The sequence below is a fragment of the Bordetella sp. 2513F2 genome (genome assembly GCF_054642735.1).
This window is the reverse complement of record NZ_CM137755.1, coordinates 4,011,267-4,036,001: the sequence shown is the minus strand read 5'-3', so window position 1 is coordinate 4,036,001 and position 24,735 is coordinate 4,011,267. Positions and strand designations below refer to the sequence as shown.

Annotated in this window: 23 protein-coding genes; 12 read left to right on the top strand and 11 right to left on the bottom strand. The window is 69.2% G+C overall.

The window, feature by feature from the left end:
• Positions 1-7 precede the first annotated feature (7 nt).
• A complete protein-coding gene (locus tag ACYBYQ_RS19065; RefSeq protein ID WP_459615991.1) occupies positions 8-1,141 on the bottom strand; it encodes a pyridoxal phosphate-dependent aminotransferase in 1,134 nt (377 codons plus the stop codon).
• Between the two features lie 11 nt (positions 1,142-1,152).
• Entirely contained in the window at positions 1,153-1,938 is a 786-nt protein-coding gene (locus tag ACYBYQ_RS19060; protein ID WP_459615990.1) for an SDR family oxidoreductase, read from the bottom strand.
• Positions 1,939-2,223: 285 nt separating this feature from the next.
• On the opposite strand from ACYBYQ_RS19060, the gene ACYBYQ_RS19055 reads away from it, so the two are divergent.
• On the top strand, positions 2,224-2,961 hold the full coding sequence (locus ACYBYQ_RS19055) for a GntR family transcriptional regulator (RefSeq protein ID WP_459615989.1): 738 nt from the start codon (positions 2,224-2,226) through the stop codon (positions 2,959-2,961).
• Between the two features lie 22 nt (positions 2,962-2,983).
• On the opposite strand, the gene ACYBYQ_RS19050 is transcribed toward ACYBYQ_RS19055, so the two are convergent.
• Positions 2,984-3,925, bottom strand: coding sequence for a fatty acid desaturase (locus tag ACYBYQ_RS19050; RefSeq protein ID WP_459615988.1), 942 nt, complete (start codon positions 3,923-3,925; stop codon positions 2,984-2,986).
• A gap of 198 nt (positions 3,926-4,123) precedes the next feature.
• Here ACYBYQ_RS19050 and ACYBYQ_RS19045 point away from each other — a divergent pair, with 198 nt between their 5' ends.
• Entirely contained in the window at positions 4,124-5,158 is a 1,035-nt protein-coding gene (locus ACYBYQ_RS19045) for an alpha/beta fold hydrolase (RefSeq protein ID WP_459615987.1), read from the top strand.
• Between the two features lie 12 nt (positions 5,159-5,170).
• Here ACYBYQ_RS19045 and ACYBYQ_RS19040 read toward each other — a convergent pair whose 3' ends face one another.
• A complete protein-coding gene (locus tag ACYBYQ_RS19040; RefSeq protein ID WP_459615986.1) occupies positions 5,171-5,758 on the bottom strand; it encodes a TetR/AcrR family transcriptional regulator in 588 nt (195 codons plus the stop codon).
• 143 nt (positions 5,759-5,901) lie between these two features.
• Between ACYBYQ_RS19040 and ACYBYQ_RS19035 the strand changes: the two genes are divergently transcribed.
• Positions 5,902-7,281 (top strand): MFS transporter, encoded by a 1,380-nt coding sequence (locus tag ACYBYQ_RS19035; protein WP_459615985.1) that lies wholly within the window; start codon positions 5,902-5,904, stop codon positions 7,279-7,281.
• Between the two features lie 19 nt (positions 7,282-7,300).
• Here the strand turns inward: ACYBYQ_RS19035 and ACYBYQ_RS19030 are convergent, their stop codons facing one another.
• Genes ACYBYQ_RS19030 through ACYBYQ_RS19005 form a run of 6 tightly spaced genes read right to left on the bottom strand, consistent with a single transcriptional unit; the run spans position 7,301 to position 14,475 of the window.
• Positions 7,301-7,810 (bottom strand): aromatic-ring-hydroxylating dioxygenase subunit beta, encoded by a 510-nt coding sequence (locus ACYBYQ_RS19030; protein WP_459615984.1) that lies wholly within the window; start codon positions 7,808-7,810, stop codon positions 7,301-7,303.
• Entirely contained in the window at positions 7,807-9,153 is a 1,347-nt protein-coding gene (locus tag ACYBYQ_RS19025) for an aromatic ring-hydroxylating dioxygenase subunit alpha (RefSeq protein ID WP_459615983.1), read from the bottom strand. The genes ACYBYQ_RS19030 and ACYBYQ_RS19025 overlap by 4 nt, the downstream gene beginning before the upstream one ends.
• Entirely contained in the window at positions 9,150-11,027 is a 1,878-nt protein-coding gene (locus tag ACYBYQ_RS19020) for a dipeptide ABC transporter ATP-binding protein (protein ID WP_459615982.1), read from the bottom strand. The genes ACYBYQ_RS19025 and ACYBYQ_RS19020 overlap by 4 nt, the downstream gene beginning before the upstream one ends.
• A gap of 2 nt (positions 11,028-11,029) precedes the next feature.
• On the bottom strand, positions 11,030-11,920 hold the full coding sequence (locus tag ACYBYQ_RS19015; RefSeq protein WP_459615981.1) for an ABC transporter permease: 891 nt from the start codon (positions 11,918-11,920) through the stop codon (positions 11,030-11,032).
• On the bottom strand, positions 11,920-12,936 hold the full coding sequence (locus ACYBYQ_RS19010; RefSeq protein WP_459615980.1) for an ABC transporter permease: 1,017 nt from the start codon (positions 12,934-12,936) through the stop codon (positions 11,920-11,922). The genes ACYBYQ_RS19015 and ACYBYQ_RS19010 overlap by 1 nt, the downstream gene beginning before the upstream one ends.
• A gap of 6 nt (positions 12,937-12,942) precedes the next feature.
• Positions 12,943-14,475: an ABC transporter substrate-binding protein gene (locus ACYBYQ_RS19005; protein ID WP_459615979.1), complete on the bottom strand. Its 1,533-nt coding sequence runs from the start codon at positions 14,473-14,475 to the stop codon at positions 12,943-12,945.
• 216 nt (positions 14,476-14,691) lie between these two features.
• On the opposite strand from ACYBYQ_RS19005, the gene ACYBYQ_RS19000 reads away from it, so the two are divergent.
• The 8 genes from ACYBYQ_RS19000 to ACYBYQ_RS18965 all read left to right on the top strand — a co-directional run bounded on the left by ACYBYQ_RS19000 (position 14,692) and on the right by ACYBYQ_RS18965 (position 22,133).
• Complete coding sequence (locus ACYBYQ_RS19000; protein WP_459615978.1) at positions 14,692-15,192, top strand: V4R domain-containing protein; 501 nt, start codon at positions 14,692-14,694, stop codon at positions 15,190-15,192.
• A gap of 29 nt (positions 15,193-15,221) precedes the next feature.
• Positions 15,222-15,890, top strand: a complete 669-nt coding sequence (locus tag ACYBYQ_RS18995; protein WP_459615977.1) for a GntR family transcriptional regulator — start codon at positions 15,222-15,224, stop codon at positions 15,888-15,890.
• 56 nt (positions 15,891-15,946) lie between these two features.
• Positions 15,947-16,222, top strand: a complete 276-nt coding sequence (locus tag ACYBYQ_RS18990; protein WP_459615976.1) for a metal/formaldehyde-sensitive transcriptional repressor — start codon at positions 15,947-15,949, stop codon at positions 16,220-16,222.
• Between the two features lie 7 nt (positions 16,223-16,229).
• The gene (dmeF, locus tag ACYBYQ_RS18985) at positions 16,230-17,189 is read left to right on the top strand and encodes a CDF family Co(II)/Ni(II) efflux transporter DmeF (RefSeq protein ID WP_459615975.1); all 960 of its coding nucleotides are present in this window, start codon (positions 16,230-16,232) and stop codon (positions 17,187-17,189) included.
• Between the two features lie 192 nt (positions 17,190-17,381).
• Positions 17,382-18,143 carry an SDR family NAD(P)-dependent oxidoreductase gene (locus tag ACYBYQ_RS18980; RefSeq protein WP_459615974.1) on the top strand — a complete coding sequence of 254 codons (762 nt, stop codon included), beginning with the start codon at positions 17,382-17,384 and terminating at the stop codon, positions 18,141-18,143.
• A 43-nt stretch (positions 18,144-18,186) separates the two neighbouring features.
• Positions 18,187-19,404, top strand: a complete 1,218-nt coding sequence (locus ACYBYQ_RS18975) for an acyl-CoA dehydrogenase family protein (protein ID WP_459615973.1) — start codon at positions 18,187-18,189, stop codon at positions 19,402-19,404.
• The gene (locus tag ACYBYQ_RS18970; protein WP_459615972.1) at positions 19,401-20,438 is read left to right on the top strand and encodes a phosphotransferase; all 1,038 of its coding nucleotides are present in this window, start codon (positions 19,401-19,403) and stop codon (positions 20,436-20,438) included. The genes ACYBYQ_RS18975 and ACYBYQ_RS18970 overlap by 4 nt, the downstream gene beginning before the upstream one ends.
• A 57-nt stretch (positions 20,439-20,495) precedes the next feature.
• Positions 20,496-22,133 (top strand): acyl-CoA synthetase, encoded by a 1,638-nt coding sequence (locus tag ACYBYQ_RS18965; RefSeq protein WP_459615971.1) that lies wholly within the window; start codon positions 20,496-20,498, stop codon positions 22,131-22,133.
• Positions 22,134-22,154: 21 nt separating this feature from the next.
• Here ACYBYQ_RS18965 and ACYBYQ_RS18960 read toward each other — a convergent pair whose 3' ends face one another.
• Positions 22,155-23,054 (bottom strand): LysR substrate-binding domain-containing protein, encoded by a 900-nt coding sequence (locus tag ACYBYQ_RS18960; RefSeq protein ID WP_459615970.1) that lies wholly within the window; start codon positions 23,052-23,054, stop codon positions 22,155-22,157.
• Positions 23,055-23,245: 191 nt separating this feature from the next.
• Here ACYBYQ_RS18960 and amaB point away from each other — a divergent pair, with 191 nt between their 5' ends.
• Positions 23,246-24,721 carry an L-piperidine-6-carboxylate dehydrogenase gene (gene amaB / locus ACYBYQ_RS18955; protein WP_459618823.1) on the top strand — a complete coding sequence of 492 codons (1,476 nt, stop codon included), beginning with the start codon at positions 23,246-23,248 and terminating at the stop codon, positions 24,719-24,721.
• Positions 24,722-24,735 lie beyond the last annotated feature (14 nt).

Genomic DNA, 24,735 nt, shown 5'->3' with positions numbered 1-24,735 from the left:
TCGGTTCCTAGAACAGGTTGGCGTCTGCGGGCATGGCGCGGGCGCGCTCGACCATGGCGGGCAGCAGTTCGCAGCAGCGGTCGGCCCAGGCTTCGGGCACGCTGAGGCTGATCTTCACGAAGCGTGGGCCGAAGCGCCGGGTGTGATAGGTACCCTGGCGGATCATGACGCCTTCGGTCTGGTAGGCGGCGACCAGAGATTCGGGAGTGATGCCGGCTTCCACGGTTTCCATCACCAGCAGGTTGGCCTGCGAGGGGTACACCGGGATGTGCAGGCCCGGTACGCCTGAAGCGGCCTGCGCCAGCGCAGCCTGGTTGCGCCGCAGCCGCCGGCGGATTTCCGGAAACCACTCCGCCTTGGTCTGCAGGCCCGCGATGGCGGCGCGTTGCGACAGCACGTTGCTGCCCAGGTTGTTGGGCGGTGCCGTGGCAATGCGCTCGATGATGTCGGGATGGGCGATCACGGCGCCCAGGCGCATCCCGGCGAGGCCCAGCCACTTGGAGAAGCTGTACGTCATGATCGTCTTCTCGGGGTAGTAGCGCCAGGCAGGCGTGAAGCTGTCGGCAAACTGCGAGTACGTTGCGTCATGGATGAGGTATGCATCCACCTCGCGGGCGATGGCGGCGATCTCGCGGATCTCCTCCTCGGTATGGCATGTGCCCAGCGGATTGTTGGGGTCGACCAGGTAGATCACGCCGGTGTCCGGCCCCACCGCCGCACGCAACTGGCTGGCGGTGAGCTTGTAGCCCTGGGCGGGGTCGTAGATTGGCAGTTCCACCACGCGACTTCCCGCCTGGCGCGCAAAGTGCATGGGCCAGGCCCAGCTGGGGTCAGTGGTGATGAAGTCCTTACCGGGCTCGCACACGTTGCGGCAGACGTTGTACAGGCCTTCCACTGCGCCGTCGGTGACGAAGGCGCACGCCTCGGGCACGCCGGCGTCCTGGACGATGAGCTGACGCAGGATCTCGAACCCGGCGGGCGGCGCATAGGCGTGGTAATCGCCACGCGCGAGGGCATCGGTAACGGCCGAGATCACGCTGGGATGCGGATCGAAATGGTTGGTGTTCTGGCCCAGCCACATCAGGCCCGGCGTGTTGCAGAGCCGGTCGAAATAGGCGTTGCGTTCTTCGAAGGCGCGCATCGTTCCGGCCCTCAGATGATGGAGCGGCGTGATGCGATGCCGCCGTCTATGGTGACGATGGTGCCGGTGATGTAGGCTGCGCGTTCCGACGCAAGCCACACGATCAGGTCGGCCACTTCGTCCGGCTGGGCGGGCCGCTTGCCCGGGTACTTGTCGAACAGCTCTTCCCAACGGCCTTCGTCGCCGTACCAGTCCAGGGCGCGCCGCTTCATCAGCTTCACCATGCGGTCCGTGGCTACGGGGCCGGGATTCACACCGACGACACGGATCCCGTCGTCCAGGCTGCGCCCGCCTACGCCGCGTGTGAACGCCATCATGGCGGCATTGCCCGTCGTGCCCACGATGTAGTTGGCATCCCAGTTCTCGCCCGAGTTGCCGATGTCGTTGACGATGACGCCCGTGCCCCGCACCTTCATGTGGGCGTACAGTTCGCGTGTGAGCGTGACGTATGAAAAGATCTTCATGTCCAGGCTTTCCCGCCAGGCCTGGTCGGAAAGTTTGTCCAAAGGCCCAGGCGTGGAGTCGGCCGCGTTGTTCACCAGGATGTCGACTCCGGCGCAGCGCGACGCCAGTTCCAGTGCATTCGCAGTCACGGAGAGGTCGAGCGGATGCACATGCACGGTGACGCCGTACTCGCCCTGGAGCGCGTCGCGCGCTTTTTCCAGCTTGTCTGCCGACCTGGCCGCCAGGTGCAGGGTGGACACGCCCTCGCGGGCAAAGCTGTGGGCGGTGGCCAGGCCGATGCCCTTCGAGGCGCCGGTGACCAGCGCGGATTTGCCTTGCAGGCCCAGATCCATGTTCGACTTCCTTCTGTATGCGTATAAGCGAGTTGCGTATTCATTGGCCGGCCATGTTCCATACACGCGGCCCACGCGGCCCATGCGGGATTACATGCAAATTGCGTGCCAATTTCGATTCAGCGGGGAGTTGGTGGGACGGGGAGGGGTGTCGCTCCAGGATGGTGCGTGAGTCGGTGCATGCTTGCTATCGAATAGTGCATACAAATATGTAGATCTTGTATGCAATAGGAGCGAGAATACGCGGGCGGTCGTCAGTCCCGGCACGCGTCGATTGAGAGAAACATGCAAGTGAAGCTAGACTCCCCCGGGTTTGCCGCCACGGCTGCCCGTTCCCCCACCATGAAGCCCATCGCCAGCCGCTCCGAGCAGATCCAGCAGGTCCTGGAAAACGAGATCCTTGAAGGCGTGCTTGCGCCGGGAGCCCGGCTCGATGAAGTCGAGCTCGCCGCGCGCTTCGCCGTATCGCGCACGCCGGTGCGCGAGGCGCTGCGCCACCTCGCCTCGGCCGGGCTGATCCAGATGCGCACCCGCCAGCCGGCGCTCGTGGCGGCGTTGTCGGCGCACAAGCTTATCGAGATGTTCCAGGTGATGGCCGAGATGGAGGGCCTGTGTGCCCGATTGGCGGCGCGGCGCGCGTCTGCGGCGCAGATCTCCCAGCTTGACGCGCTGCAGCGCCAGCTGGTCGAGCTGTCCAAGTCCGATCAGGTCGATGCTTTTTATGAAGTGAACCGGCAGTTCCACGAGCTCATCTACGAGGCCTCGCAGAACGAATTCCTTGCCGAGCAGACGCGCGCCCTGCGCAACCGTATCGGCGCCTATCGCAAGCTGGTCACGCACCGGCCCAGCCGGCGCGCCGATACACTGACCGAGCATGCCGCGGTGCTACGCGCCATCGTGACCGGCGACGAAGACGCCGCGGCCAATGCCATGAGGGGCCACGTGAACCTGCTGGGCGAGAAGCTGCTGGATTTCATCGCCTTGTTCCCGAAGGAGGGGGCAGGCGGGGCACGCGGCGGTTGAACCCGGGATATCGTTGGCCGCGTCAGGCGGAATCGCCGCGCGCCGCTTCACGGAACCAGCGCCATGCCGTGCGCGTCACGCGTGTGTAGCCCTGTCCGTAGTGCTGGATGTGCGGCGCCACCAGTACGTGCAGCCGGGGCAGGGCATGGAAAGGCACGGCCGGGTAGGCATGGTGCTCCACGTGATAGGGCATGTTCCAGGCCAGCCAGCGCATCAGTGCGTTGGTGCAGGTGGTGCGGGTGTTGTCGTAGGCGCTGCGGCCGCGCCCGCAGCCGGTGTGCTCGGCATACAGATAGGGGCGCAGCAGCAGTTGGCCCAGCACCAGCGGCACCAGCCAGGTCCAGACCAGCAGGGCGGACTGGGCGGCCACCGAGGCGATCGCCAGCAGGGCATACAGCGCGAAGTACAGGCGCGCTTCGCGCACGATCATGCCGCGCTTTTCCGGCGGGATCCACGGCGCGGTGACGCGGCCCGTGAGCGCGTGCCGCAGGTGCAGGCGGATGCGGTTGGCCAGTTGCACCACGCCGGTGAAGGCCAGTGCCAGCCCCGACGGCGTGGCGGGCAGCCGTACGCCCACGAGTTCCGGGTCTCGCTCGGGATCCTGGGTGTAGCGGTGGTGGTCCCAGTGGAACAGGGAGTAGTACTCGTAGGGCAGCACGATGGCCGCGGCGGCCAGGTTGCCCAGGGCCACATTGAGCCAGCGGGTGCGGAAGACGGTTTTGTGGGCGCATTCATGCACCGGCATGAAGAGGAACGCCACCAGCGGCGCCTGCAGCAGGACCAGGGGCAGGGACCACATCAGGCCGTAGCGGGCCTGCACGGCGGCGATGGCCCAGCCCACCAGCGCGATCGCGCCCAGGTGGCTGGCCGCGCGGCGCAGCCCGGCGCCGTCGGAGCGTGCCATGAGCCCGCGCAGCGCGGCTGCGTCCACGGGCCGTGTAGGGGAAGTCTGGGTGTGTTCCATGGGGGCCTCGGAATCGCCGGGTGGGCATGGCGGCTTGCCGTGCCGCATAATAAGTGTACGATTCGTACATTAAATCTGCGCACGGCGTACGTCAATGGCGGCGGCGCACGCGCGACCTAGTGTTTTTCCCTAGGGGGTGCCGTGTCCGGCAGGCGCGGATGCGTCTACATTTGCGCATGAACCATCACGACGGAGATCATGATGCAGGCAGAGCAGGACTACGAGGTGTTCGACGCGGGGCCGGTGCGGCTGCAATCGGGGGCCGTCTTTCCCCGCATGCAGCTGGCCTACAAGACCTACGGCCGCCTCAACGCCGCCCGGGACAACGTGGTGGTGTACCCCACTTCGTTCGCGGCGCAGCACTACGACACCCAGTGGCTGGTGGCCCCCGGTTCGGCCCTGGATCCGGAAAAGTATTTCGTGATCATTCCGAACCTGTTCGGCAATGGCCTGTCGTCGTCGCCATCGAACGCGGCGCAGCAGTTCGGCGACGCCGCCTACCCCGAGGTTACGTATCACGATGCCGTGGCCGTGCAGCGCCGGCTGCTGGTCGAACGCTTCGGCATCGGCAAGGTTGCGCTGGTGTACGGCTGGTCGATGGGCGGCATGCAGGCCTATCACTGGGCCGCCTGTTTTCCCGAGATGGTCGAACGCATTGCGGTGGTGTGCGGCAGCGCGCGCTGCTCGCCGTTCAACCAGGTTTTCCTCGAAGGGGTGCGGGCCGCGCTGACGGCCGATCCGGCCTACCAGGGCGGCCGTTTCGTGGCGCGTCCGGCGGCCGGGCTGCGCGCCATGGGCCGCGTGTATGCCGGCTGGGCCCTGTCGCATGCCTTCTATCGCGACGAGCTGTGGCGCGAGTACGGCATGCAGTCGCTGGAAGAGTACCTGGCTTCGTACTGGGACGTGAACTTCGCGCGGCGCGACGCCAACGACCTGCTGGCGCAGCTCTGGACCTGGCAGCACGGCGACATCAGCCGGTGCGAGGCCTACGGCGGCGATTTCGCGCGCGCCATGGCGGCGATCAGGGCCCGCGTGCTGCTGATGCCCGGCGCCACCGACCGCTATTTCCAGGCGCAGGACAACGAGGCTGAAGTGCCGCTGCTCACGCAGGCCGCGTCGGTGGCGTTCTGCCCCATCCCGTCGGATCACGGGCATCGCGCCGGCAATCCGTTCAACATCGAGGCCGACCGCGCCTTCCTGAATGCGCAGGTGCGGCGCTTCATGGCGTCGTAGCCCCGCCGCCGGCTATTTCGCGACCAGCACCTCGGCGACGAGGGCCCTGGCATACGCGGCCGACAGCCTGCGCCAGCCGAAGGTGTACTGGTAGAACAGCGTGCCGTAGATGCGGTCGTACAGGTCGCGCGCCGGACTGGCTGCAGCGAAGCGCGATTCGCGCTGTCCGCGCTCGATCACCCGGATGGCGATGTCCCGGCGCGGCCCCAGGTAGTGCCTGGCGAAGTAGCGCGCGTCGCCCTGCTGCGTGACGCATTCCGAAATCACGGCAAGCTGCACCTTGCCGAAGCTGGTGGCCAGGGCGCTGGCGTAGGCGCCGGCGTGGGCCTGCAGGATCGCCAAGGGATCGCCTTCCTCGGACAGCGGCAGCATGCGCGCGGCACGGCGCAGGAAGGCGTCCACCAGCAGCTGCTCGCGGGTGGGCCACCATTTGTAGATGGTCATCTTCGATACGCCCGACAGCTTGGCGATGGCCTCGATGCTGGCGGCTGCCAGCCCTTCGGCTGCAAGCAGGTCGTAGGCGGACTCGAGGATCGCCGTCTCGCTCTCGGCCGAGCGCGGTCTTCCTGGACGGGCGGGCTTGGTGTCGGTGGTCGCCACTTGGGTTCCTCTCAGGCGCGGCGCAGGGCCGGCGCGCCCCGTATTGTACGAACGGAGGGGCCTGCCGCAGGCAGGAGTAATATCACCGGCGGTTTCCGCGGCTCGCGCCCGTCTCTCCTGTTCCTTCTCCCTACGTGGCCATCATGTTGTTCAGTTTCGTGCGTACCCGGCAGTATCCCATCGGCGAGGGCTTGCCGCGGTCGGAGCGATGGGGGGCCGTGCTGGCGGTGCTGCTGGCCGTGGGGATGTCGAGCCTGGACACGGCCATTGCCAATACCGCGCTGCCCACCATGGCGCGCGACCTGGGCACCACCGAGGCCCTGTCGGTGTGGATCGTCAGCAGCTACCAGCTGGCGATGGTGGCGTTCCTGCTGCCTGCGGCCGCGCTGGGCGAAATCGTCGGCCATCGCCGGCTCATCGTGGGCGGCCTGCTGGTGTTCACGGCGGCGTCCCTGGCCTGCGGCCTGGCGCCCACGCTGGACTGGCTGGTGGCGGCGCGCGTGGCGCAGGGGCTGGGCGCGGCCGGTTTGATGGCCGTGCAGGCCGCCATGCTGCGCTTCATCTATCCCGCGGAGTCGCTGGGCCGCGGCATGGGGTTCAACGCGTTGGTGGTGGGATGCTCCTTCGCAGCCGGCCCGACCATCGCTTCCTTCATCCTCACGTTCGCTTCCTGGCACTGGCTGTTCCTCATCAACGTGCCGCTGGGGGCGCTGGCCATCGTGCTGGGGTTGAGGTCGCTGCCGCCGACGCCGCGCAGCACCCGCCGCTACGACGGCGTGGCGGCGGCGCTGTGCGCCGCCTTCTTCGCGCTGCTGGTATTCACGCTGAACGAGGGTGCCCACGCGCGCACCGGCGGGCAGCTCGCCATCGAGATCGCCCTCACGGTGCTGTGCCTGGTGCTGCTGCTGCGCCGCCAGGCCGGGGTGCCGGCGCCGCTGCTGGCGCTCGACCTCCTGCGCCGGCCGGTGTTCGCGCTGTCGTCCGCCACCGCGGTGTGCGCCTTCGCCGCCCAGGCGCTGGCCTTCGTGTCGCTGCCCTTCATGCTGCAGGGCGTGCTGGGCTACAGCCAGACGGACACCGGCTACCTGATCACGCCCTGGCCCGTGCTGGTGGCTGCCATGGCGCCGGTGGCCGGCCGCCTGTCGGATCGCTATCCGGCGGGCATGCTGGGCGGCGTGGGGCTGGCGGCGCTGGGCGCGGGGATGCTGCTGCTGGCGCTCCTGCCGCCCCAGCCGTCCGTGCTGGACATCGTATGGCGCATGGCGCTGTGCGGCGCGGGCTTCGGCTTTTTCCAGTCGCCCAATCTGCGCGCCATCATGATGTCCGCGCCGCCGGAGCGCGCGGGCGGCGCCAGCGGCATGGTGGGCACCGTCCGCCTGCTCGGCCAGTCGGCCGGCGCGGCGCTGGTGGCAGGCTGCTTCAATGTCTCGTCGACGCACGGCGCCGTGATCGCGCTGTGGCTGGGGGCGGGCTTCGCCGCCCTGGCCTGCGCGGCGAGCTTCATGCGGCTGCGGTACGCCTGAGCGCTGACGCAGCCCGGCCCTACGGAAAACGCTGCAGCGCCGGCAAGGGCGCATCGCAGTTGAGCAGCACCACCTTCTTCACCTTGATGCGCAGCCCGGCCGGGGTGGCTGCGAGCACGTGTTCCGCGGTGGCCGCCAGCACGTGCTGGTGTTCGCCCTGGGCTTCCACATAGATGAAAGGCGTGCTCAGCACGTAGCGGTTGGCCGTCTCGTCGCGCAGGCAGACTTCGGGCGCCTGCAGCACGTGCAGGCAGCGCACCTCCGGATGCAGGGAATGGGCGCGCGGGTCCGACAGGCGGTCCAGCCGCAGGCGCAGCAGCATCTTGTCTTCGTAGAGCAGGGCCGGCGTGTCGGCGCCCTCGGCCTGGCCGGGCGACAGCGGCATCCAGTAGAGCGCGTCGTCGTCATACAGCGCGTACCAGTCTTCATACTGGCCGCGGTCGATGAGCCGGGCTTCGCGGTAGACCAGGGCGGCCAGGTCTGCGTCGCTGGGCGGGGCGGCCGGCATGGGGGCGGGCGTGTCGGTCATGGGGCGTCCGGATCGGAATCGCGCGGCACATCGGGCTGCATCAGCCTTGCCCAGCCGCGGTACTGGTTGCGCAGCAGCCATTCGTTGTTGCCGCTGTCGAGTTCGGCATGCGGCTGGTCCGCTTCCCCGGGGCGATGGCCGCGGTGCAGGCTCAGCCATTCATTGCCGTCGCAGCGCAGGCCGCGCTGCTGGCTCTCGAACAGGTGCACGTCGTCGTGCGCAACCACGGACAGCGGCGAGAAGACCAGGCGGGCATAGGATGCGGCGCGCTGGCGCAGCCGCGAGGGCGCGCCCTTCGGCGCCAGGGCCCAGGCTTCGACGAGGGTCCTGTCCACCGCGAGCGGGCGTATCACGCGCAGCATCGTGGGGGAAGCCTTGAAGGCCACGCTGGGATAGAGCACCGTGTTCTGCGGCGAGAAGGCAAGAATGTCGCGTGCGGCTTGCTCGCCGTGCGCCGCCGCCAGCGCGGCCTCGTACTCCGGCAATGGCGCATAGCCGGTATGGATGCTGAAGCGCGTGCCCAGCACGCTGTGGCCGTTGGGGAGGATGCGCGCGCCCATCTGCGCATAGAAGCTGTAGCCTGCCCCGAAGGGCAGCAGCTGCTCCATCGCCAGGGTCTGGTCGGTGCCGGTGGGCAGGCGCTTGCTTACCGCGCCGGCGGCCTGCGCCGCCGATTCGTGCGTGGAGATCGGATGCACCGTGTCGTTGATGTTCTCCAGGTACATCTTCCAGTTGCAGCGGATGACATTGCGCAGCGGCTCCCCCACCACCTCCAGCTCGCCTTCGGGCGAGCGCGCCACCATGTTGTCCAGCGTTTCGAGGGCGGCGCCGAAATACGCCTCGAAGTCGGGGCCGTCCGGCGCCAGGCGTGCGAATACGAAGCCGCGATAGTCGCGCACCGCCGGGGGCGCGGCCAGGCCGGTGCCCGCGGGACATTGCGCCAGGCCGGTGCCTTCGTAGTCGTTCTTCAGGGGGATCGACAGCAGCCTGCCGTCGGTGCGGTAGGTCCAGGCGTGATAGGGACAGCGGAAGAACTTGCCGGTATTGCCGCGGCGGTCGTGCACCAGCCGGCTGCCCTTGTGGGCGCATCGGTTCATCAGCACGGTCGTGCCGCCGTCGGCGAGCCGCACCAGGATCACCGGCTGGCCCGCGATCTCGGTGGTGTAGTAGTCGCCGGGTTGGGGAACCAGGCTGGCATGGCCGACGTAGAGCCATGCGCGGCGGAACAGCCGCTGCTGCTCGAGCTGGAAGATGCGCTCGTCCAGGAACAGATCGCGATGCACGCGGTCGTCTTCGACGAGGCCCTCGGCCGGTTCGTACTGCGGGTCGGACGGGGAGTTCATGGCGTCTGGGTCTCCAGGGCGGCGTCCGGGGTTTCTTCCGCGGCGGGCGGCCAGGGCGCGGTGCCCGTGGCGGGCGGCACCGCGGCGATGAGGGCGCGCGTGTAGGGGTGCTGGGGCGCCGCGAACACGGCTTCGGTCTCGCCGTCTTCGACCACGTGGCCACGGTGCATGACCAGCACGCGCGTGCACAGGTAGCGCACCACCGCGAGATCGTGCGAGATGAAGACGAGGGCGATGCCGAATTCGCGATTCAGCTGCAACAGCAGGTTCAGGATGAGGGCCTGCACCGACACGTCCAGGCCCGAGACGATCTCGTCGGCCACCAGCAGCCGCGGGGCCAGGCACAGCGCGCGTGCGATGTTCACCCGCTGCTTCTGGCCGCCCGAGAGTTGGGAGGGATAGCGGCCCAGGCTGTCCGGCGGCAGCCCCACGGCCTGCAGCAGCCGCGCTGCGGCGGCGCGCCGGTCGGCGGCCTGGGGCGAATCGGCGCCGTCGGCCTCCAGGATCTGCGTGACCAGCTCGGCCACGCGGCGCCGCGGATTGAGCGCCGAGTCGGGATTCTGGAAGACCATCTGCACGCATTGGCGGATGGCCTGCTGCTGGCGGGCATCGGCGCGGGCGCGGTCCTGGCCGGAGATCAGCACGCGGCCCGAGGTGGGCGTGGCCAGGCCCATGATGAGACGGGCCATGGAAGTCTTGCCGCTGCCGCTTTCGCCCACGATGCCGACGAACTCGCCCGGCGCCACGCTGAACGATACCGGGTGTACCGCATGGAATGGCGCCCCGCGCCTGAAGTAGTGCGGCCGGCCCGGGTAGCTCAGTGCCACGTCGCGGAACTCGAGCAGGGGCCGGGCGCCGCGTTCGGGACGGGGGCGGGGCAGGGCCTCGGCGGCGTCGGCGGACGCGAACTCGGGCAGGGTCTCGAGGCAGCGCACCTGGCGCGCGCCGGCCCGGGGCAGCAGGGCGGGTGCGCTTGCCCGGCAGACGTCCTGGCGGACACTGCAGCGCGAGTAATAGCGGCAGCCCGCGATGTCGGGGAAGTCGCCCACGCCGGGCATGAAATCCGGCAGGGCGGGCAGGGCGGTGCGCGGCCCGTCCAGCGCAGGGGTGGCGTTGCGCAGGCTGCGCGTATAGGGATGCATCGGGCGGTCGAGCACCTGGGCCGCGGTGCCCGTCTCGACGACCTCGCCGGCGTAGAGCACCGCCACCGTCTCGCATACGTGGGCGGCCAGGCGCAGGTCGTGCGTGATGAGGATGACGGCCGTGCCGTGGCGCCGCTGCTGCTCGCGCAGCACGCGCATGATCTGCGCCTGGGTCATGACGTCCAGCGCGGTGGTCGGTTCGTCGGCCACGATCAGCGCGGGATCGCCGCAGAATGCCATGGCGATGAGTATGCGCTGGCACTGGCCGCCCGACAGCTGGTGCGGATAGCGTGCCAGGATCGCTGCGCCGTCGGCCAGCCCGACTTCGGCCAGCCGGCGGCAGGCGGTGTCGTCCCATTGGGCCCTGGGCATGCCCAGGTGCGCCAGGTGCTCGTGCATCTGCTGGCGCACCGTGAGCACCGGGTTCAGGCCCGACAGCGGCTCCTGGGGAATGAAGGCGATGCGCCGGCCCAGCAGGGCGCGATGCGCGCGCGGCGCCAACCGGGTGAGGTCGTGTCCGCCGAACGACACGCTGCCGGCCGTCACGGCGAAGCCGGGCGGCAGTTCGCCGGCGATCACGCGCCCTATCATGCTCTTGCCCGCGCCCGACTCGCCCACCAGCCCCAGCATCTGGCCGGGCTGCACGGCCAGATCGATGTCGCGCAGCACGTGGGCCGGGCGGCCGCGTACGGGCAGCGTGAGGGTGAGGCCGCGGAACTCGATGGTGGCCATGGCTATACCCTCGAGCGGATGGCCCGCGGATCCAGCGCCTGCCGCAGGCCGTCGCTCAGCAGGTTGAAGCCCAGCACGGTGAGCACGATGCCGGCCACCGGCGGAATGAGGTTCCAGATGGCTTCCTGCAGGTAGCCGCGCGCATCGGCGATCATCACGCCCCAGGCCACCACGCTGGCGGGCACCGAGAGCCCCACGAAGCTCAGGATGGCCTCGACCACGATGGCCACGCCCATCTGCAGGCTGAAGAGGGTGATGATCAGCGGCACCAGCCCGGGCAGCATCTCGCGCAGCATGATGCGCAGGTGCGAATAGCCCATCAATTGCGCCGCCGTGACGTAATCGCGGCGCCGTATCACCAGCGCTTCGGCGCGCACCACGCGGCAGAAGCGCGTCCAGTCGACCAGCACCACGGCGAGGATGACGTTGCCCACGCCCGTGCCCAGGCCCACCATCAGGATCAGCGACAGCACGACCGGGGGAAACGACATCCACAGGTCCACGAGGTAGCCGATGGCTTTGTCGACGCGGCCGCCGAAGTAGGCCGCCGTCAGCGCCAGCGCGCAGCCCAGCAGCATGGTGCCCGTGGCGGCGCACAGGCCCACCCACAGGGCCACCCGCGTGCCGTAGAGCGTGCGCGAGAGCACGCAGCGGCCCAGGCTGTCGGTGCCGAGCGGATACTGGGCCATGCCGTCGGGCGACCAGGCCGGCGGCAGCAGCGGCGCCAGGAGGTCCTGGGCCATGGGGTCGTTGGGGGCGAGCCAGGGGGCGAAGACGGCAACGGACACCAGCAGCAGCACGAGGACGGCGCCGCACAGCGCCTTGGGCGAGCGTCGCAGCACGACGCCCAGCTGCCGCCAGGGAGGTGCCGATGCAAGGGCGAGGGTAGACATCAGGCGTCTCTGAGTCGGGGGTTGATCACGGCGTACAGCAGGTCGACGCAGGTATTGATCAGCAGGATCATCACGCAGAAGACCAGGGCGATGCCCTGGATGAGCGGCAGGTCATGGTTGCGCACGGCCTGCACCATGAGGTTGCCCATGCCCGGGAACGAGAAGATCATCTCGATCAGCAGGGTGCCGCCGAACAGGAAGCCGAACTGCACGCCGATCAGCGTGAGGGTGGGCAGGGCGGCATTCTTCAGCATGTGCCGCAGCACCACGCGGTGTTCGGGCTGGCCCCGCAGCCGCGCCACGGCCGTGTAGGGCTCGTTGGCCGCCTCGATCAGGCTGGCGCGCAGCACCCGGACCACCAGCGGGCTGAAGCCCAGGGCCAGCGACAGCGCGGGCAGCACCAGGTGCGAGAATGCGTCGCGCCATGCGGCGAGGTCTCCCGCCAGGAGGAAGTCCAGCAGCACGAAGCCGGTGGGCCCGTGGGCGACCACGTCGGAGCTGAAGCGCCCGGTGAAGGGCAGCACCGGCCAGTTCACTCCCAGGCCCAGCATCAGGAAGATGCCCCAGAGAAAGGCCGGCACCGAGATGAGCAGCACCAGCACGCCGTCGGCCAGCAATTCGCCGCGCCGCTGGTGCAGCGCATACAGCAGCAGGCCGCCCGGCACGCTGATCAGCAGCGCGAACACCAGCGCCAGCAGCGACAGCTCCAGCGTGGCCGGCAGCGTGGTGGCGATCAGGTGCGTGACCGGCGAACCGGAAGTGATCGAGCGGCCCAGGTCGCCCTGCAGGGCGTGCCCCAGCCAGATGGCGTATTGCACCGGCAGGGAGCGGTTCAGGCCCAGGCTGGCGCGCAGGGCGTCGACCTCGGCCACCGTGGCGCTGGGCGGCAGCATCATGCCCAGCGGATCGGCCGGCAGCAGGCGCAGCACCACGAACACCACCATCGACAGCGCCAGGATCATCGGTACGGCGATCACCAGGCGCTGCAGCGCATGGCGCAGGAAGACGGCTGGCATGGCGGTTTACTTCCAGCGGTACTCGGCCGGCAGGATGTAGGCGGTCTGGTAGGTTTCGAGCGCCAGCGACTTCTTGTAGGCGATGGTGGCCACCGACTGCAGCAGGGGCAGGCTCCAGGCTTCCTCGGTGGCGCGACGGGCCAGGTCGCGGTATCCGGCGTAGCGCTTCTGCGGGTCTCCCAGCGCGGCCAGGCCGTCGATCACGCCCGCGAGTTCGGGCTCCTTCCAGGTGGAGAAGCGCAACCGCGGATCGAGGATCTTGCCGGCGAAGATTTCCGGGTCGCCGGTGGCGTTGGCCCAGCTGTAGAGCATCACGCCCGGCACCTTGCTGGAGTGGCTGAGCTCCAGGTACTTGGCCAGCGTGATTTCCTCCAGCTCGGCCTGCACGCCGATCTGCGACCACATCTGGGCGATGGCGCGCGCCATCTCGTAGTCGCTGGGGAACGTGTTGTTGGTGGACAGGAACTTGATCTTCAGCGGCTTGTCGGGCCCGTAGCCGGCCTTGGCCAGTTCGGCGATGGCGCCCTGCTTGTCGTAGGGGAAATCGTAGCCGTCGAGGTAGCCGGGCGAGCCCGGCGTGGCCAGCACGGAGATCGGCTTGGCCGCGTTGGCATAAAAGGCGCGCGAAATGCCCTTCTTGTCGATGGCCATGTGGAGGGCGCGGCGCACGTGCACGTTCTGGAACGCCTCGACGTAGCTGGGCATCTGCAGGATGAAGATCTCGCTGTAGGGATACACCTGCGCCTGCAGCGCGTCGTTCTTGGCGAGGCGGTTCACCTCGCGCAGCGGGATCTGCACCGCCACGTCGGCACGGCCGGATTCCAGCATGGCAACGCGCGCCGAGGAATCGGGCACGAATTCGAACACCACGCGCTTGATGGCCGGCTTGGGGCCCCAATAGCCGTCATAGGCCTCGAGCACCACGCGGGAACCGCGCTCGTAGTTGGCGATCTTGTAGGGGCCGGCACCGATGGGGCGCTCGCGGAAGCCGTCTTCGCCCACCTTCTCGATATAGGCCTTGGGCAGGATGTAGGACGTGAGGAAACCCAGGTAATTGGGCGCGGTGGGGGTGGGCGTGGAAAACACCATCACCGCTTCGGTGGGCGAGCTGACTTCGATGGCGGTGAGGTTGCCGAAGAAGCCGTTGATGGCCAGTTTCTTGTCGGCCTTGGGCCGATCGAAGAAGCTGTACTTGAAATCTTCGGTGGTGAGCCGGCTGCCGTCGTGGAAGGTGACGTCGTTGCGCAGCGTGATGCCGAGCCGCATGTTCTTGTCGTCGAGCCAGCGCCATGCCTGGATGAGCCGCGGCGTGAGGGCCAGCTTGCCGTCGATCATCAGCGGCGAGTCGAAGACGGCCTTGTAGACCGATTGGCCTGCCGGGAACGTGACTGCCGTGGGGTCCCAGGACGGCACGTCGACCGGGTAGGCGATCTTCAGTTCGTCGGCGGCGTGCGCTGCCGCGGGCATGGCCGCGCAACCCAGCGCCAACAGACAGGAAGCGAACGCGAGCCGCGCGCGCGACAGTAAACCGGTGCTCATGTGCAGTCTCCGGGACGGAACCTGGGTTGCGGGAAAAGACGGGTCACACTGGACGAGTCATGCTGCGGCAAACTGTATACTTCTGAAAGTTCAGGCGTCAATGGTTTATTTCTAAAATAATTTTCTCCCTTTGATAACAAGAGCTTGAGATAATGGGGAAAAATATATTGTTTAAGTGGAAACCCTAGGTCCTGCGGCCTCGAGGAGGGCGTTTGCATGGGAAAGCTGGCCGAACGGCTGCGGCGCGATGCCGGCAGCGGAGGTCTCTACGACGCCGAGCGCCGCTATGTCATGCTGCGCGCGGACGTGCTGATGGGGGTGTTCAACCGGCTCGCGCCTGCTGCGCGGCAGGAGGCGCTTGCGGCGCTGGCCGCGTCGGTCGAGGCAGGCGGCGGCGATTCGGCGCGCGCCTACTTCGCCGCGGTGGACCAGGACGTTGCCGCCCTGCTGGCCGTGATGGCGGACTCGGCGGCAGACCTGGGCTGGGGGCGCTGGCGCTTCGACGGGCCGCGGGCGGGCGCGCTGGCGCTGGAAGTGCAGGGCAGCCCGTTCGCGGCTGCCGCCGCCTGGCATGATGCGCCGGCCTGCCACGCGATCGCCGGCATGCTCGCCACGGTCGGCAGCCTGGTGCTGGGCGTGCCGGCCGAAGTCCGCGAATCGCAATGCGCCGGCATGGGCGCGGCATGCTGCCGTTTCGAGGTGCGCGCCACAGCGTGAGCCTGGCGCGCACCCCTGGGGGAGGGACGATGACACAAAGCATGGCCGGGATGCGCAGGCCCAACCTGCGCGAGCGTGCCTACCAGCTGCTGCGCGAACGCATACAGATGGGCCAGATCAGCCTCGACGACCGCCTGGTGGACCACGACATCGCGCGGGAGATGCACATCTCCCGCATGCCGGTGCGCGAGGCGCTGATGCAGCTCAAGAGCGAGGGCCTGCTGGAAGGCACGGCGCGCGGCTTCCGGCTGCGGCGCTATACGCTGCAGCAGATGAACGACGTGTTCGAGATCCGCACCCTGCTTGAGCCGCCCGCGGCCGCCGCGGCCTCGGCCAATGCCAACGGCGCGGGGCTGGGCGCCATGGGCGCCGCGCTGGAGGCCGCCGAGGATGCCGGAAGGCGCGGCGATCTCGACGCCTTCATGCGCCACAACGCGCAGTTCCGCGCCGCCTGGCTCTCGATGGTGCCGAACCGCGAGATGGCGGCAACCATCTCGCGCTACATCGATCATGCCCAGGTCGTGCGCCTGGTGACGATGTACGACGAACGCGTGCGGCGCATCGTGCTGGACGGCATGCGCGGCCTGTACGAGGCCTTCATATCCGGCGACGCCGCGCTCGTGCGCGAGCGCATGACCGCGCATGCCCGGGCGGCTGCTGCCTGCTATTACGAGTGCTACCAGCGCCACGTGGCCTGAAGCCGCTTTACCGGAGCGCATGCTAGCATCTGCCTATACCCCGGGGAGGTATAGGTATGTCGCACACCATCGAGAACAAGCAGGAGCTGATCAAGCGCGTGCGCCGCATTGCCGGGCAGGTGCAGGGCATAGAGCGGGCCATCGCCGGCGACGCCGATTGCGCAAGAACGCTGCATCTCATCGCGGCCACCCGGGGCGCCATCGGCAGCCTGCTGGCCGAGGTCATCGAGGCCCATGCCCGCGAACACGTTGCGCGCCCCGGCCTGAGCAGCGCCGACCGGGCCCAGGGAGTGGAAGAGCTCATCACGGCACTGCGCCGCTACGCCACCTAGCCCGGCCATGATGCACATTCCGCATTCCGGCGCGCAGGCGCACGAACACGAGCACGTCTACCTGGGGGCGGCCCACGACGCGAACGCGCGCCGCACGCGCTGGGTGGTGGCCTTCACGCTGCTGGCCATGGCGCTGGAGCTCGCCGCGGGCGTGGCCACGGGTTCGATGGCGCTGCTGGCCGACGGGCTGCACATGGCCACGCATGCGGGCGCCCTGGGCATCGCGGCGGCGGCCTACGGCTACGCCCGCCGCCATGCCGCCGACCGGCGCTTCAGTTTCGGCACGGGCAAGGTCGGCGACCTGGCGGGGTTTGCCTCCGCGGTGGTGCTGGGCCTTTTCGCCCTGGGCATAGGCGCCGAGTCCGCGCTGCGGCTGTTCCAGCCTGCCGCCGTGGCCTTCGGCGAGGCTGCGCTGGTGGCGGTGCTGGGCCTGGCCGTGAACCTGGCATGCGCCGCCATCCTCGGCGCCGGCGGGCACGGCCACAGCCATGGCGCGCATCGCGCCGCGGCGCACGAACACGACCACGACCATTCCCCCCGGCATGATCATCCCGACAACAATCTGCGTTCGGCCTATCTGCACGTGCTGGCCGATGCGCTCACGTCGGTGCTTGCCATCATCGCGCTGCTGGCGGGCCGCTACCTGGGCTGGGGCTGGATGGATCCCGCCATGGGCATCGTGGGCGCCGTGGTCATCGCGCGCTGGTCGCACGGGCTGATGCGCGACACGGCGCGCGTCCTGCTCGACGTCACCGACGAAGCCGTGGCGGCGCAGGTGCGCGAGGCGGTCGAGGCCTGCGGCGGCGCCCGCATCGTCGATCTGCATGCCTGGCGCGTCGGCCCGGAAGGCCGCGCCGCCATCGTCAGCGTGCAGGCCGACAGCGCGGCGGCAGCCGGGGCCGTGCGCGAACGCCTGTCCGCCATTCCGGGCATCTCCCACCTCACGTACGAGGCGCGCATCGGCTGATGCCGTAGCGGTGCGCATTGGGGGCTTGTGGTCTACACTGGTCCGGCGCGACGATATACCAGAACGACAACAGAACGAGATCCGATTCGTCTGGAGGAGACCGCATGCGCACATCGCTGGCGTGGCCCGGCCGCGCGTCCGGGGCGGCTGCCGCCCAGGGCGCCGCCCTGCGCGGGCCGGGAGGCAGGCCTCATGTTTGACGACCTGCACGGCAAGACGGCGCTGGTCACCGGCGCCTATAGCGGCCTGGGGCTGCATTTTTCGCAGGTCCTCGCCGGGGCGGGCACGCGGGTTGCGCTGTGCGGCCGGCGCACCGAGCTGGGCGAGCAGCTGGCCGGCCGGATACGCGCGGCCGGCGGGCAGGCCGCGGCTTACCCCATGGACGTGACGGACGCGGACAGCGTGCAGCACGCCTTCGATGCCGCCGCCGCGGCGTGGGGCCCGATCGGCGTGGTGATCAACAATGCCGGCATCGCATTCACCCGCCCGGCGATGGAGCTCTCCGAGTCCGAATGGACCGGCGTGATCGACGTGAACCTCAACGGGGCATGGCGGGTGGCGCAGGCGGCGGGCCGCCACATGCGGCACCACGAGATGGGGGGCAGCATCGTGAACATCGCCTCCATCCTGGGGCAGCGGGTGGCCGCCCAGGTGTCGGCGTATGCCGCCTCCAAGGCGGGCCTGATCCACCTCACGCGGGCCCTGGCGCTGGAGTGGGCGCGATACGGCATCCGTGTCAACGCGCTCGCCCCCGGCTATATCGAGACCGACCTCAACCGGGATTTCTTCGCAACCCCGGCTGGCCTGGAACTCATCCGGCGCGTGCCGCAGCGCCGGCTGGGCCGGCTCTCGGACCTGGACGGGCCGCTGCTGCTGCTGGCGTCGGAGGCTTCCGCATTCATGACCGGCGCGGTGCTGGACGTGGACGGCGGCCACCTGGCCAGCACGCTGTAGGGCCGGCTTCCTGCTTCTCCATCCCCGCTCAAGGAATGAACGCATGGACTTCGCACTACCCGCCGAGATAGAAAACCTGCGCCAGCGTATCCGGCAGTTCGTCGACGAGACATTGATTCCGCTGGAGGCCGACCGCAGCAGCTACGACGAACACGAGAACGTGGCCGAGCCCCTGTTGCAGCAGCTGCGCCGGCAGGCGCGCGATGCCGGCCTGTGGGCGCTGCAGATGCCGCCCGAGCTGGGAGGCCTGGGGCTGTCCATGGCCGGCCTGGCGCCCTGCTACGAGGAGATGAACCGCGCGCTCTTCGGGCCGGTCGTATTCAATGCCGCGGCGCCGGACGACGGCAACATGCGCGTGCTGTCCCAGGTGGGGCGGCCCGACCAGAAGGCGCGCTGGCTGCAACCCATCATCGATGGCGAGGTGCGCTCGGCGTTCGCCATGACGGAGCCGCATCCGGGCAGCGGATCCGATCCTTCCATGATGCAGACGCGCGCCACGCGCCAGGGCGACAAGTGGATCATCGAGGGGCGCAAGTGGTTCATCACCGGCGCCGGCGTGGCCAAGCATTTCATCCTGATCGCCCGCACCTCCGACGACGCGCGCAAGGGGCTTACGGCATTCCTCTTCGACGCGGTGCAGCCGGGCTGGCGCATCGAGCGGCGCATTCCGATCATGGGGCCGGAGGAGCACGGCGGCCATTGCGAACTGGTCTTCGAGGGGCTGGAGATTCCCGACGAGAACCGGCTGATGGAGGTGGGCGACGGGCTCAAGGTCACGCAGATCCGCCTTGGCCCGGCCCGGCTCACGCACTGCATGCGCTGGCTGGGGCTGGCGCGGCGCGCCATGGCCATCGGAACCGACTACGTGCGCGAACGCAGCAGCTTCGGCCAGCGCCTGGCGGAGCGCGAGGGCGTGCAGTGGCTGCTGGGCGAGGCGGCGCTGCAGATCGAGATAGGGCGCCTGCTCACCATGCGCGCCGCCACCCGGCTGGACCAGGGGCACTATGCGCGCAAGGAGGTCTCCATGGCCAAGATCGTGGTCTCGGAGACGCTGCACAAGGCCGTGGACACGGCCATCCAGCTCAACGGGGCGCGGGGCTACTCCAAGGACACGCCGCTGGAATGGATCTACCGCTATGCGCGCCAGGCCCGCCTGGTCGACGGCGCGTCCGAGGTGCACAAGATGGTGCTCGCGCGCTTCCTCATGGAGGAGGGGGACGGCTTCTGGCGCTGGGATGCGCCGGAGGGAGCGGGGCGATGAGCGCCGGGGCGGCCGGGTCGCCCCGGTGGGCCGACGCCCTGTCGGGCTACCTGGCGCGCCAGGGCCTGGTCGATGCGACGGCCGGGCTGCACTTGCGCCGCCTGTCCGGCGGGCAATCCAATCCCACGTTCCTGCTGGAGGCGGGTGGCAGGCGCATGGTGCTGCGCAAGCAGCCGCCCGGGAAACTGCTGCCCTCCGCGCACGCCATAGACCGGGAGTTCCGCGTGATCGGCGCGTTGCGCGGCACCGCCGTGCCGGTGCCGCGCGCCCTGCATTACTGCGCCGATCCCGCCGTGGTCGGCACGCCCTTCTACCTGATGAGCCATGCGGACGGGCGGACCTTCATGGACCCGGCGCTGCCTGGGCTGGCGCCGGCCGAGCGGGCCGCCGTCTACGCGGAAACCGGGCGGGTGCTCGCGGCCCTGCACGCGCTCGAGCCCGCGTCCCTGGGGCTGGAAGACTACGGCAGGCATGGCGATTATTTCGGCAGGCAGGTGTCGCGCTGGAGCCGCCAGTACCGCGAAACGCAGACGCAGCGCATTCCCGCCATGGACGCATTGATCGACTGGCTGCCGCGGCACATGCCGCAGGACGACGGGCAGACGCGCCTGGTGCATGGCGATTACCGGATCGACAACCTGGTGTTCCATCCGGCCGAGCCGCGCGCCATCGCGCTGCTGGACTGGGAGCTGTCGACCCTGGGCCATCCGCTGGCCGACCTGGCCTATCACTGCATGTGCTGGCACATACCGCCCAGCCTGTGGCGCGGCCTGGGCGGGCTGGACCTGGCCGCGCTCGGCATCCCGTCGGAGCAGGAGTTCCTGTCGGCCTATTGCCGGGCGCGAGGCATTGCAACGCCCGCCCACTGGAACTTCTACCTGGCCTACAGCTTCTTCCGCATCGCCGCCATCCTGCAGGGCGTGTATCACCGCGCCCGGGCGGGCAATGCCGCCGCCGACGACGCGGCCGCGATGGGCGCGCGCGTCGCGCCGCTGGCGGAACTGGGGTGGGAGGCGGCGAACCGGCACGCCTGAGGCCCGCGCCGGCGGCCAGCCGGCCGGCTGGCGGCGCAATCGACGAGGAGACACGCCATGATGTCCGACCCGCGTACCGAAACCGGCCTGCAGCCCAACGCGGCCAATCATGTTCCATTGACGCCGCTGGGGTTCATCGAGCGGGCGGCGGCGGTGTATCCCGACCATCCCGCGCTCGTCCATGGCGGGCTCGTGCAAAGCTGGCGCCAGACCTACGAACGCTGCTGCCGCATGGCCGCGGCGCTGGCCGCGGACGGCGTGCGCACGGGCGACACCGTGGCCGTGCTGGCGCCCAACGTGCCCGCGCTGTACGAGGCGCACTTCGGCGTGCCCATGGCCGGCGCGGTGCTCAACGCCCTCAATACGCGGCTCGACGCCGCCACGCTGGCCTACATCCTGCAGCATGGCGAGGCTCGCGTCCTGCTGTATGACAGCGAGTACGCCGGCCTGGTGGCAGACGTGCTCCGGCGTCTCGACGCCCGCCCGCGCGTCGTGCGCATCGAGGACACGGGCTACGCCGGGCCTCATGGCGCGCTGGGCGACGCCGCCTACGAAGACTGGCTCGCCGCGGCGGATCCGCAGGCCGGCTGGCCCTGGCCGGCCGACGAGTGGCAGTCCATCTGCCTCAACTACACCTCCGGCACCACCGGCAAACCCAAGGGCGTGGTCTACCACCACCGCGGCGCCTATCTCAACGCCATGGGCAACGTGCTGGCCAGCGGCATGCCTGCGCACGCAGTCTACCTGTGGACGCTGCCGATGTTCCATTGCAACGGCTGGTGCTTTCCCTGGACGCTCGCCGCGCTGGCGGGCACCAACGTGTGCCTGCGCAAGGTCGAGCCGGCCCTGGTGTTCGATGCCATCCGGCGCCACCGCGTGGGCTTCTTCTGCGGCGCCCCGGTGGTGCTCAACATGCTGGTCAACGCGCCGGCCGAGCAGCAGTATCGCGCCGGGCATCCCGTGCAGGTGGTCACCGGCGGCGCCGCGCCCCCGGCCGCCGTGATCCAGGCCATGGAGGCGCTGGGCATAGGCGTGTCGCACCAGTACGGCCTCACCGAGACCTACGGGCCGTCCATGGGCTGCGCCTGGCACGACGCGTGGGACGACCTGCCGCTGGCGCAGCGGGCCGCCATGAAGGCGCGCGTGGGCGTGCGCAAGATCAACGTGGAGCGCGTGCGCGTCGTGGATGCGTCGATGTGTCCCGTGCCCGCCGACGGCAGGACCCTGGGCGAGATCGTGATCCAGGCGAACAGCGTCATGAAGGGCTACCTCCACAACCCGGAAGCGACCGCGGAGGCATTCAAGGGCGGATGGTTCCACACCGGCGACCTGGGCGTGGTGGACCCCGACGGCTACGTGGCCATCAAGGATCGCGCCAAGGACATCGTGATCTCGGGGGGCGAGAACATATCCACCGTGGAGGTGGAGGGCGTGCTGTACCGCCATCCCGACGTGCTCGAGGCTGCCGTGGTGGCCAGGCCGGATGCGGTATGGGGCGAGACGCCGTGCGCCTTCGTCACCCTCAAGGATGGGCGCGCCGTGGCGCCCGAAGCGCTGCGCGAATTCTGCCGCGAGCACCTGGCGCACTACAAGGTGCCGCGCACCGTCGTGTTCGGGCCGCTGCCCAAGACCTCGACGGGCAAGATCCAGAAGTACCTGCTGCGCGAGCAGGCCGCCCGGCTGGACGCCGCGTAGCGGCACGGCAGGTGGGGGCGCTCAGCCCTGCGTGGGCAGCTGTTCGCGCACCCATTGCACCAGGGCGCGGATCTTCGGCACGTCGGCGGCATGCTCGGCATACGCGAGGTGATACGCCGGCTGGCTGCGGTGGGCTTCGGGCCAGGCCAGCGCCAGCTTGTCCTCGCGCAGCTCTTCCTCCACCAGGAAACGGGGCACCAGGGCGATGCCGCAGCCGGCCCGCGCGGCATGGATCGACATGTCGAAGGTCTCGAACCGGGGCCCGTGGTAGCTGCGGGCGCTGTGCATGCCCTTGGCGGCGAACCATTCGTGCCATGCCTGCGGACGCGAGCCGAGCTGCAGCAGCCGCTGGCCGGCCAGCTGCGCAAGCGTGAAGGACTTGCCGGCCCCGGCCAGCAACCGCGGTGCGCAGACGGCGACGACTTCCTCGTCGAACAGCCGCAGGCATTCGGCGCCGGGCCGGGTGCCCTCCCCGAAGAAGAACGCAACGTCGGCCTGCTTGTGCAGCAGGTCGAAGGGATCGGACTCGGTGCGGATGTCGAGGTGGATGTTGGGAAAGCGTTCGCCGAAGCCCAGCAGGCGGGGGATGAGCCAGCGCGAGGCGAACGTGGGCGGGGCCGTCACGGTGAGGACCTCGGTATCGCCGCCGTACGACTGGATGTATCGCGACGACATGTCGACTTGATTCAGAATTTTCCTGACCTCGCCCAGATAGAGTTCGCCGGCCGGCGTCAGGTGCAGGCGCTTGCGGATGCGGCGGAACAAGGGGTTCTGCAGCATGGACTCGAGCTGCGCGAGCTGCTTGCTGACGGCGCTCTGCGTGAGGTGCAGTTCCTGCGCCGCCCGGGTTGCGCTGAGGTGGCGGGCCACCGCCTCGAAACATTGCAGCGCGGTCAGCGACGGCATGGGCCGCTTGGACATCGTGGGGCCTCCGGGTTGGGGAGAAGCGCGGGCGGCAGCCGCCCGATCGCGGCATGTTATGCCAGATCATGAATCAATGGAATGAATTGAGAAGAATTTCTCGCTTGGCGGCGCGGCCGGCGGCGGCCGATACTACACACCGTGTTCAATTCGCAACGATATCCAGAGGAAGCATGATGATCGACAAACTGATGGCCAGCCTGGGCGTGCCGGCCTCCGTATATGACGGCGGCTCCCATCCCGTCCACACGCCCATAGACGGCAGCCGCATCGGCAGGGTCGCGCTCGACGATGCCGCGGCCGTCGGGGCCAGGATAGGCCGGGCCCGCCAGGCGTTCGAGGCCTGGCGCGTCGTGCCTGCGCCGCGCCGCGGCGAGCTGGTGCGCCTGTTCGGCGAGGTCCTGCGGCGCAACAAGCAGGCGCTGGGCGAGCTGGTTTCCTGGGAGGCGGGCAAGATCACCCAGGAGGGCCTGGGCGAGGTCCAGGAAATGATCGACATCTGCGATTTCGCGGTCGGCCTGTCGCGCCAGCTGTATGGCCTCACCATCGCCTCGGAGCGTCCGGGGCACCACATGCGCGAGACCTGGCATCCGCTGGGCGTGGTGGGCGTGATCAGCGCCTTCAATTTCCCGGTGGCGGTATGGGCGTGGAATACCACCCTGGCGCTGGTCACGGGCAATGCCGTGATCTGGAAACCGTCGGAGAAAACGCCGCTGACGGCGCTGGCCAGCCAGGCCCTGCTGGAACAGGCCATGCGCGAGTTCGGCGATGCGCCGGAATTCCTCAGCCAGGTATCGGTGGGCGACCGCGCCGCCGGGCAGGCGCTGGTGGACGATCCGCGGGTGGCCCTGGTCAGCGCAACCGGCAGCACGCGCATGGGCCGCGAGGTGGGGCCGCGGGTGGCGGCGCGCTTCGGCCGCAGCATCCTGGAGCTGGGCGGCAACAACGCCATGATCCTCGCGCCCAGCGCAGACCTGGACCTGGCCGTGCGCGCCATCCTGTTCGCGGCAGTGGGCACGGCCGGCCAGCGCTGCACGACGCTGCGCCGCCTGATCGCCCATGAGTCGGTCAGGGAGGAAATCGTGGCGCGGCTGAAGTCTGCCTACGCCAAGGTGCGCATCGGCCATCCGCTGCAGGGCAACCTGGTGGGGCCGCTGATCGACAAGGCGGCCTACGAGGCCATGCAGGATGCGCTGGCGCGTGCGCGCGAACAGGGCGGCAAGGTCCATGGCGGCGAACGCCAGCTGCAGGCCGAGTATCCCGATGCCTATTACGTGTCGCCGGCCATCGTGGAGATGCCCGGGCAGTCCGACGTGGTGCGCCACGAGACTTTCGCGCCCATTCTCTACGTGATCGGCTATCGCGAGATCGACGAGGCCATCGCATTGAACAACGACGTGCCCCAGGGCCTGTCGTCGTGCATCTTCACCAGCGACATGCGCGAGGCGGAGCTATTCCAGAGCGCGGTGGGCAGCGACTGCGGCATCGCCAACGTCAACATCGGCACCAGTGGCGCGGAGATCGGCGGCGCATTCGGCGGCGAGAAGGAAACCGGCGGCGGCCGCGAGTCGGGGTCCGATGCCTGGAAGGCCTACATGCGCCGCCAGACCAACACCATCAATTACTCGCGCGAGCTTCCCCTGGCGCAAGGCATCAGCTTCGATTGAGCTGCGGCAGCGTG

Bases quoted from the DNA above. Each gene is read 5' to 3' on its own strand.
- ACYBYQ_RS18995 (WP_459615977.1), top strand. From the start codon at position 15,222: ATGACACAAAGCATGGCCGGGATGCGCAGGCCCAACCTGCGCGAGCGT.
- ACYBYQ_RS19055 (WP_459615989.1), top strand. From the start codon at position 2,224: ATGCAAGTGAAGCTAGACTCCCCCGGGTTTGCCGCCACGGCTGCCCGT.
- ACYBYQ_RS19060 (WP_459615990.1), bottom strand. From the start codon at position 1,938: ATGGATCTGGGCCTGCAAGGCAAATCCGCGCTGGTCACCGGCGCCTCG.
- ACYBYQ_RS18970 (WP_459615972.1), top strand. From the start codon at position 19,401: ATGAGCGCCGGGGCGGCCGGGTCGCCCCGGTGGGCCGACGCCCTGTCG.
- ACYBYQ_RS18990 (WP_459615976.1), top strand. From the start codon at position 15,947: ATGTCGCACACCATCGAGAACAAGCAGGAGCTGATCAAGCGCGTGCGC.
- ACYBYQ_RS18975 (WP_459615973.1), top strand. From the start codon at position 18,187: ATGGACTTCGCACTACCCGCCGAGATAGAAAACCTGCGCCAGCGTATC.
- ACYBYQ_RS19030 (WP_459615984.1), bottom strand. From the start codon at position 7,810: ATGACCGACACGCCCGCCCCCATGCCGGCCGCCCCGCCCAGCGACGCA.
- ACYBYQ_RS19000 (WP_459615978.1), top strand. From the start codon at position 14,692: ATGGGAAAGCTGGCCGAACGGCTGCGGCGCGATGCCGGCAGCGGAGGT.
- ACYBYQ_RS19035 (WP_459615985.1), top strand. From the start codon at position 5,902: ATGTTGTTCAGTTTCGTGCGTACCCGGCAGTATCCCATCGGCGAGGGC.
- ACYBYQ_RS18960 (WP_459615970.1), bottom strand. From the start codon at position 23,054: ATGTCCAAGCGGCCCATGCCGTCGCTGACCGCGCTGCAATGTTTCGAG.
- dmeF (WP_459615975.1), top strand. From the start codon at position 16,230: ATGATGCACATTCCGCATTCCGGCGCGCAGGCGCACGAACACGAGCAC.
- ACYBYQ_RS19005 (WP_459615979.1), bottom strand. From the start codon at position 14,475: ATGAGCACCGGTTTACTGTCGCGCGCGCGGCTCGCGTTCGCTTCCTGT.
- ACYBYQ_RS19020 (WP_459615982.1), bottom strand. From the start codon at position 11,027: ATGGCCACCATCGAGTTCCGCGGCCTCACCCTCACGCTGCCCGTACGC.
- ACYBYQ_RS19010 (WP_459615980.1), bottom strand. From the start codon at position 12,936: ATGCCAGCCGTCTTCCTGCGCCATGCGCTGCAGCGCCTGGTGATCGCC.
- ACYBYQ_RS18980 (WP_459615974.1), top strand. From the start codon at position 17,382: ATGTTTGACGACCTGCACGGCAAGACGGCGCTGGTCACCGGCGCCTAT.
- ACYBYQ_RS19025 (WP_459615983.1), bottom strand. From the start codon at position 9,153: ATGAACTCCCCGTCCGACCCGCAGTACGAACCGGCCGAGGGCCTCGTC.
- amaB (WP_459618823.1), top strand. From the start codon at position 23,246: ATGGCCAGCCTGGGCGTGCCGGCCTCCGTATATGACGGCGGCTCCCAT.
- ACYBYQ_RS19050 (WP_459615988.1), bottom strand. From the start codon at position 3,925: ATGGAACACACCCAGACTTCCCCTACACGGCCCGTGGACGCAGCCGCG.
- ACYBYQ_RS18965 (WP_459615971.1), top strand. From the start codon at position 20,496: ATGATGTCCGACCCGCGTACCGAAACCGGCCTGCAGCCCAACGCGGCC.
- ACYBYQ_RS19065 (WP_459615991.1), bottom strand. From the start codon at position 1,141: ATGCGCGCCTTCGAAGAACGCAACGCCTATTTCGACCGGCTCTGCAAC.
- ACYBYQ_RS19045 (WP_459615987.1), top strand. From the start codon at position 4,124: ATGATGCAGGCAGAGCAGGACTACGAGGTGTTCGACGCGGGGCCGGTG.
- ACYBYQ_RS19015 (WP_459615981.1), bottom strand. From the start codon at position 11,920: ATGTCTACCCTCGCCCTTGCATCGGCACCTCCCTGGCGGCAGCTGGGC.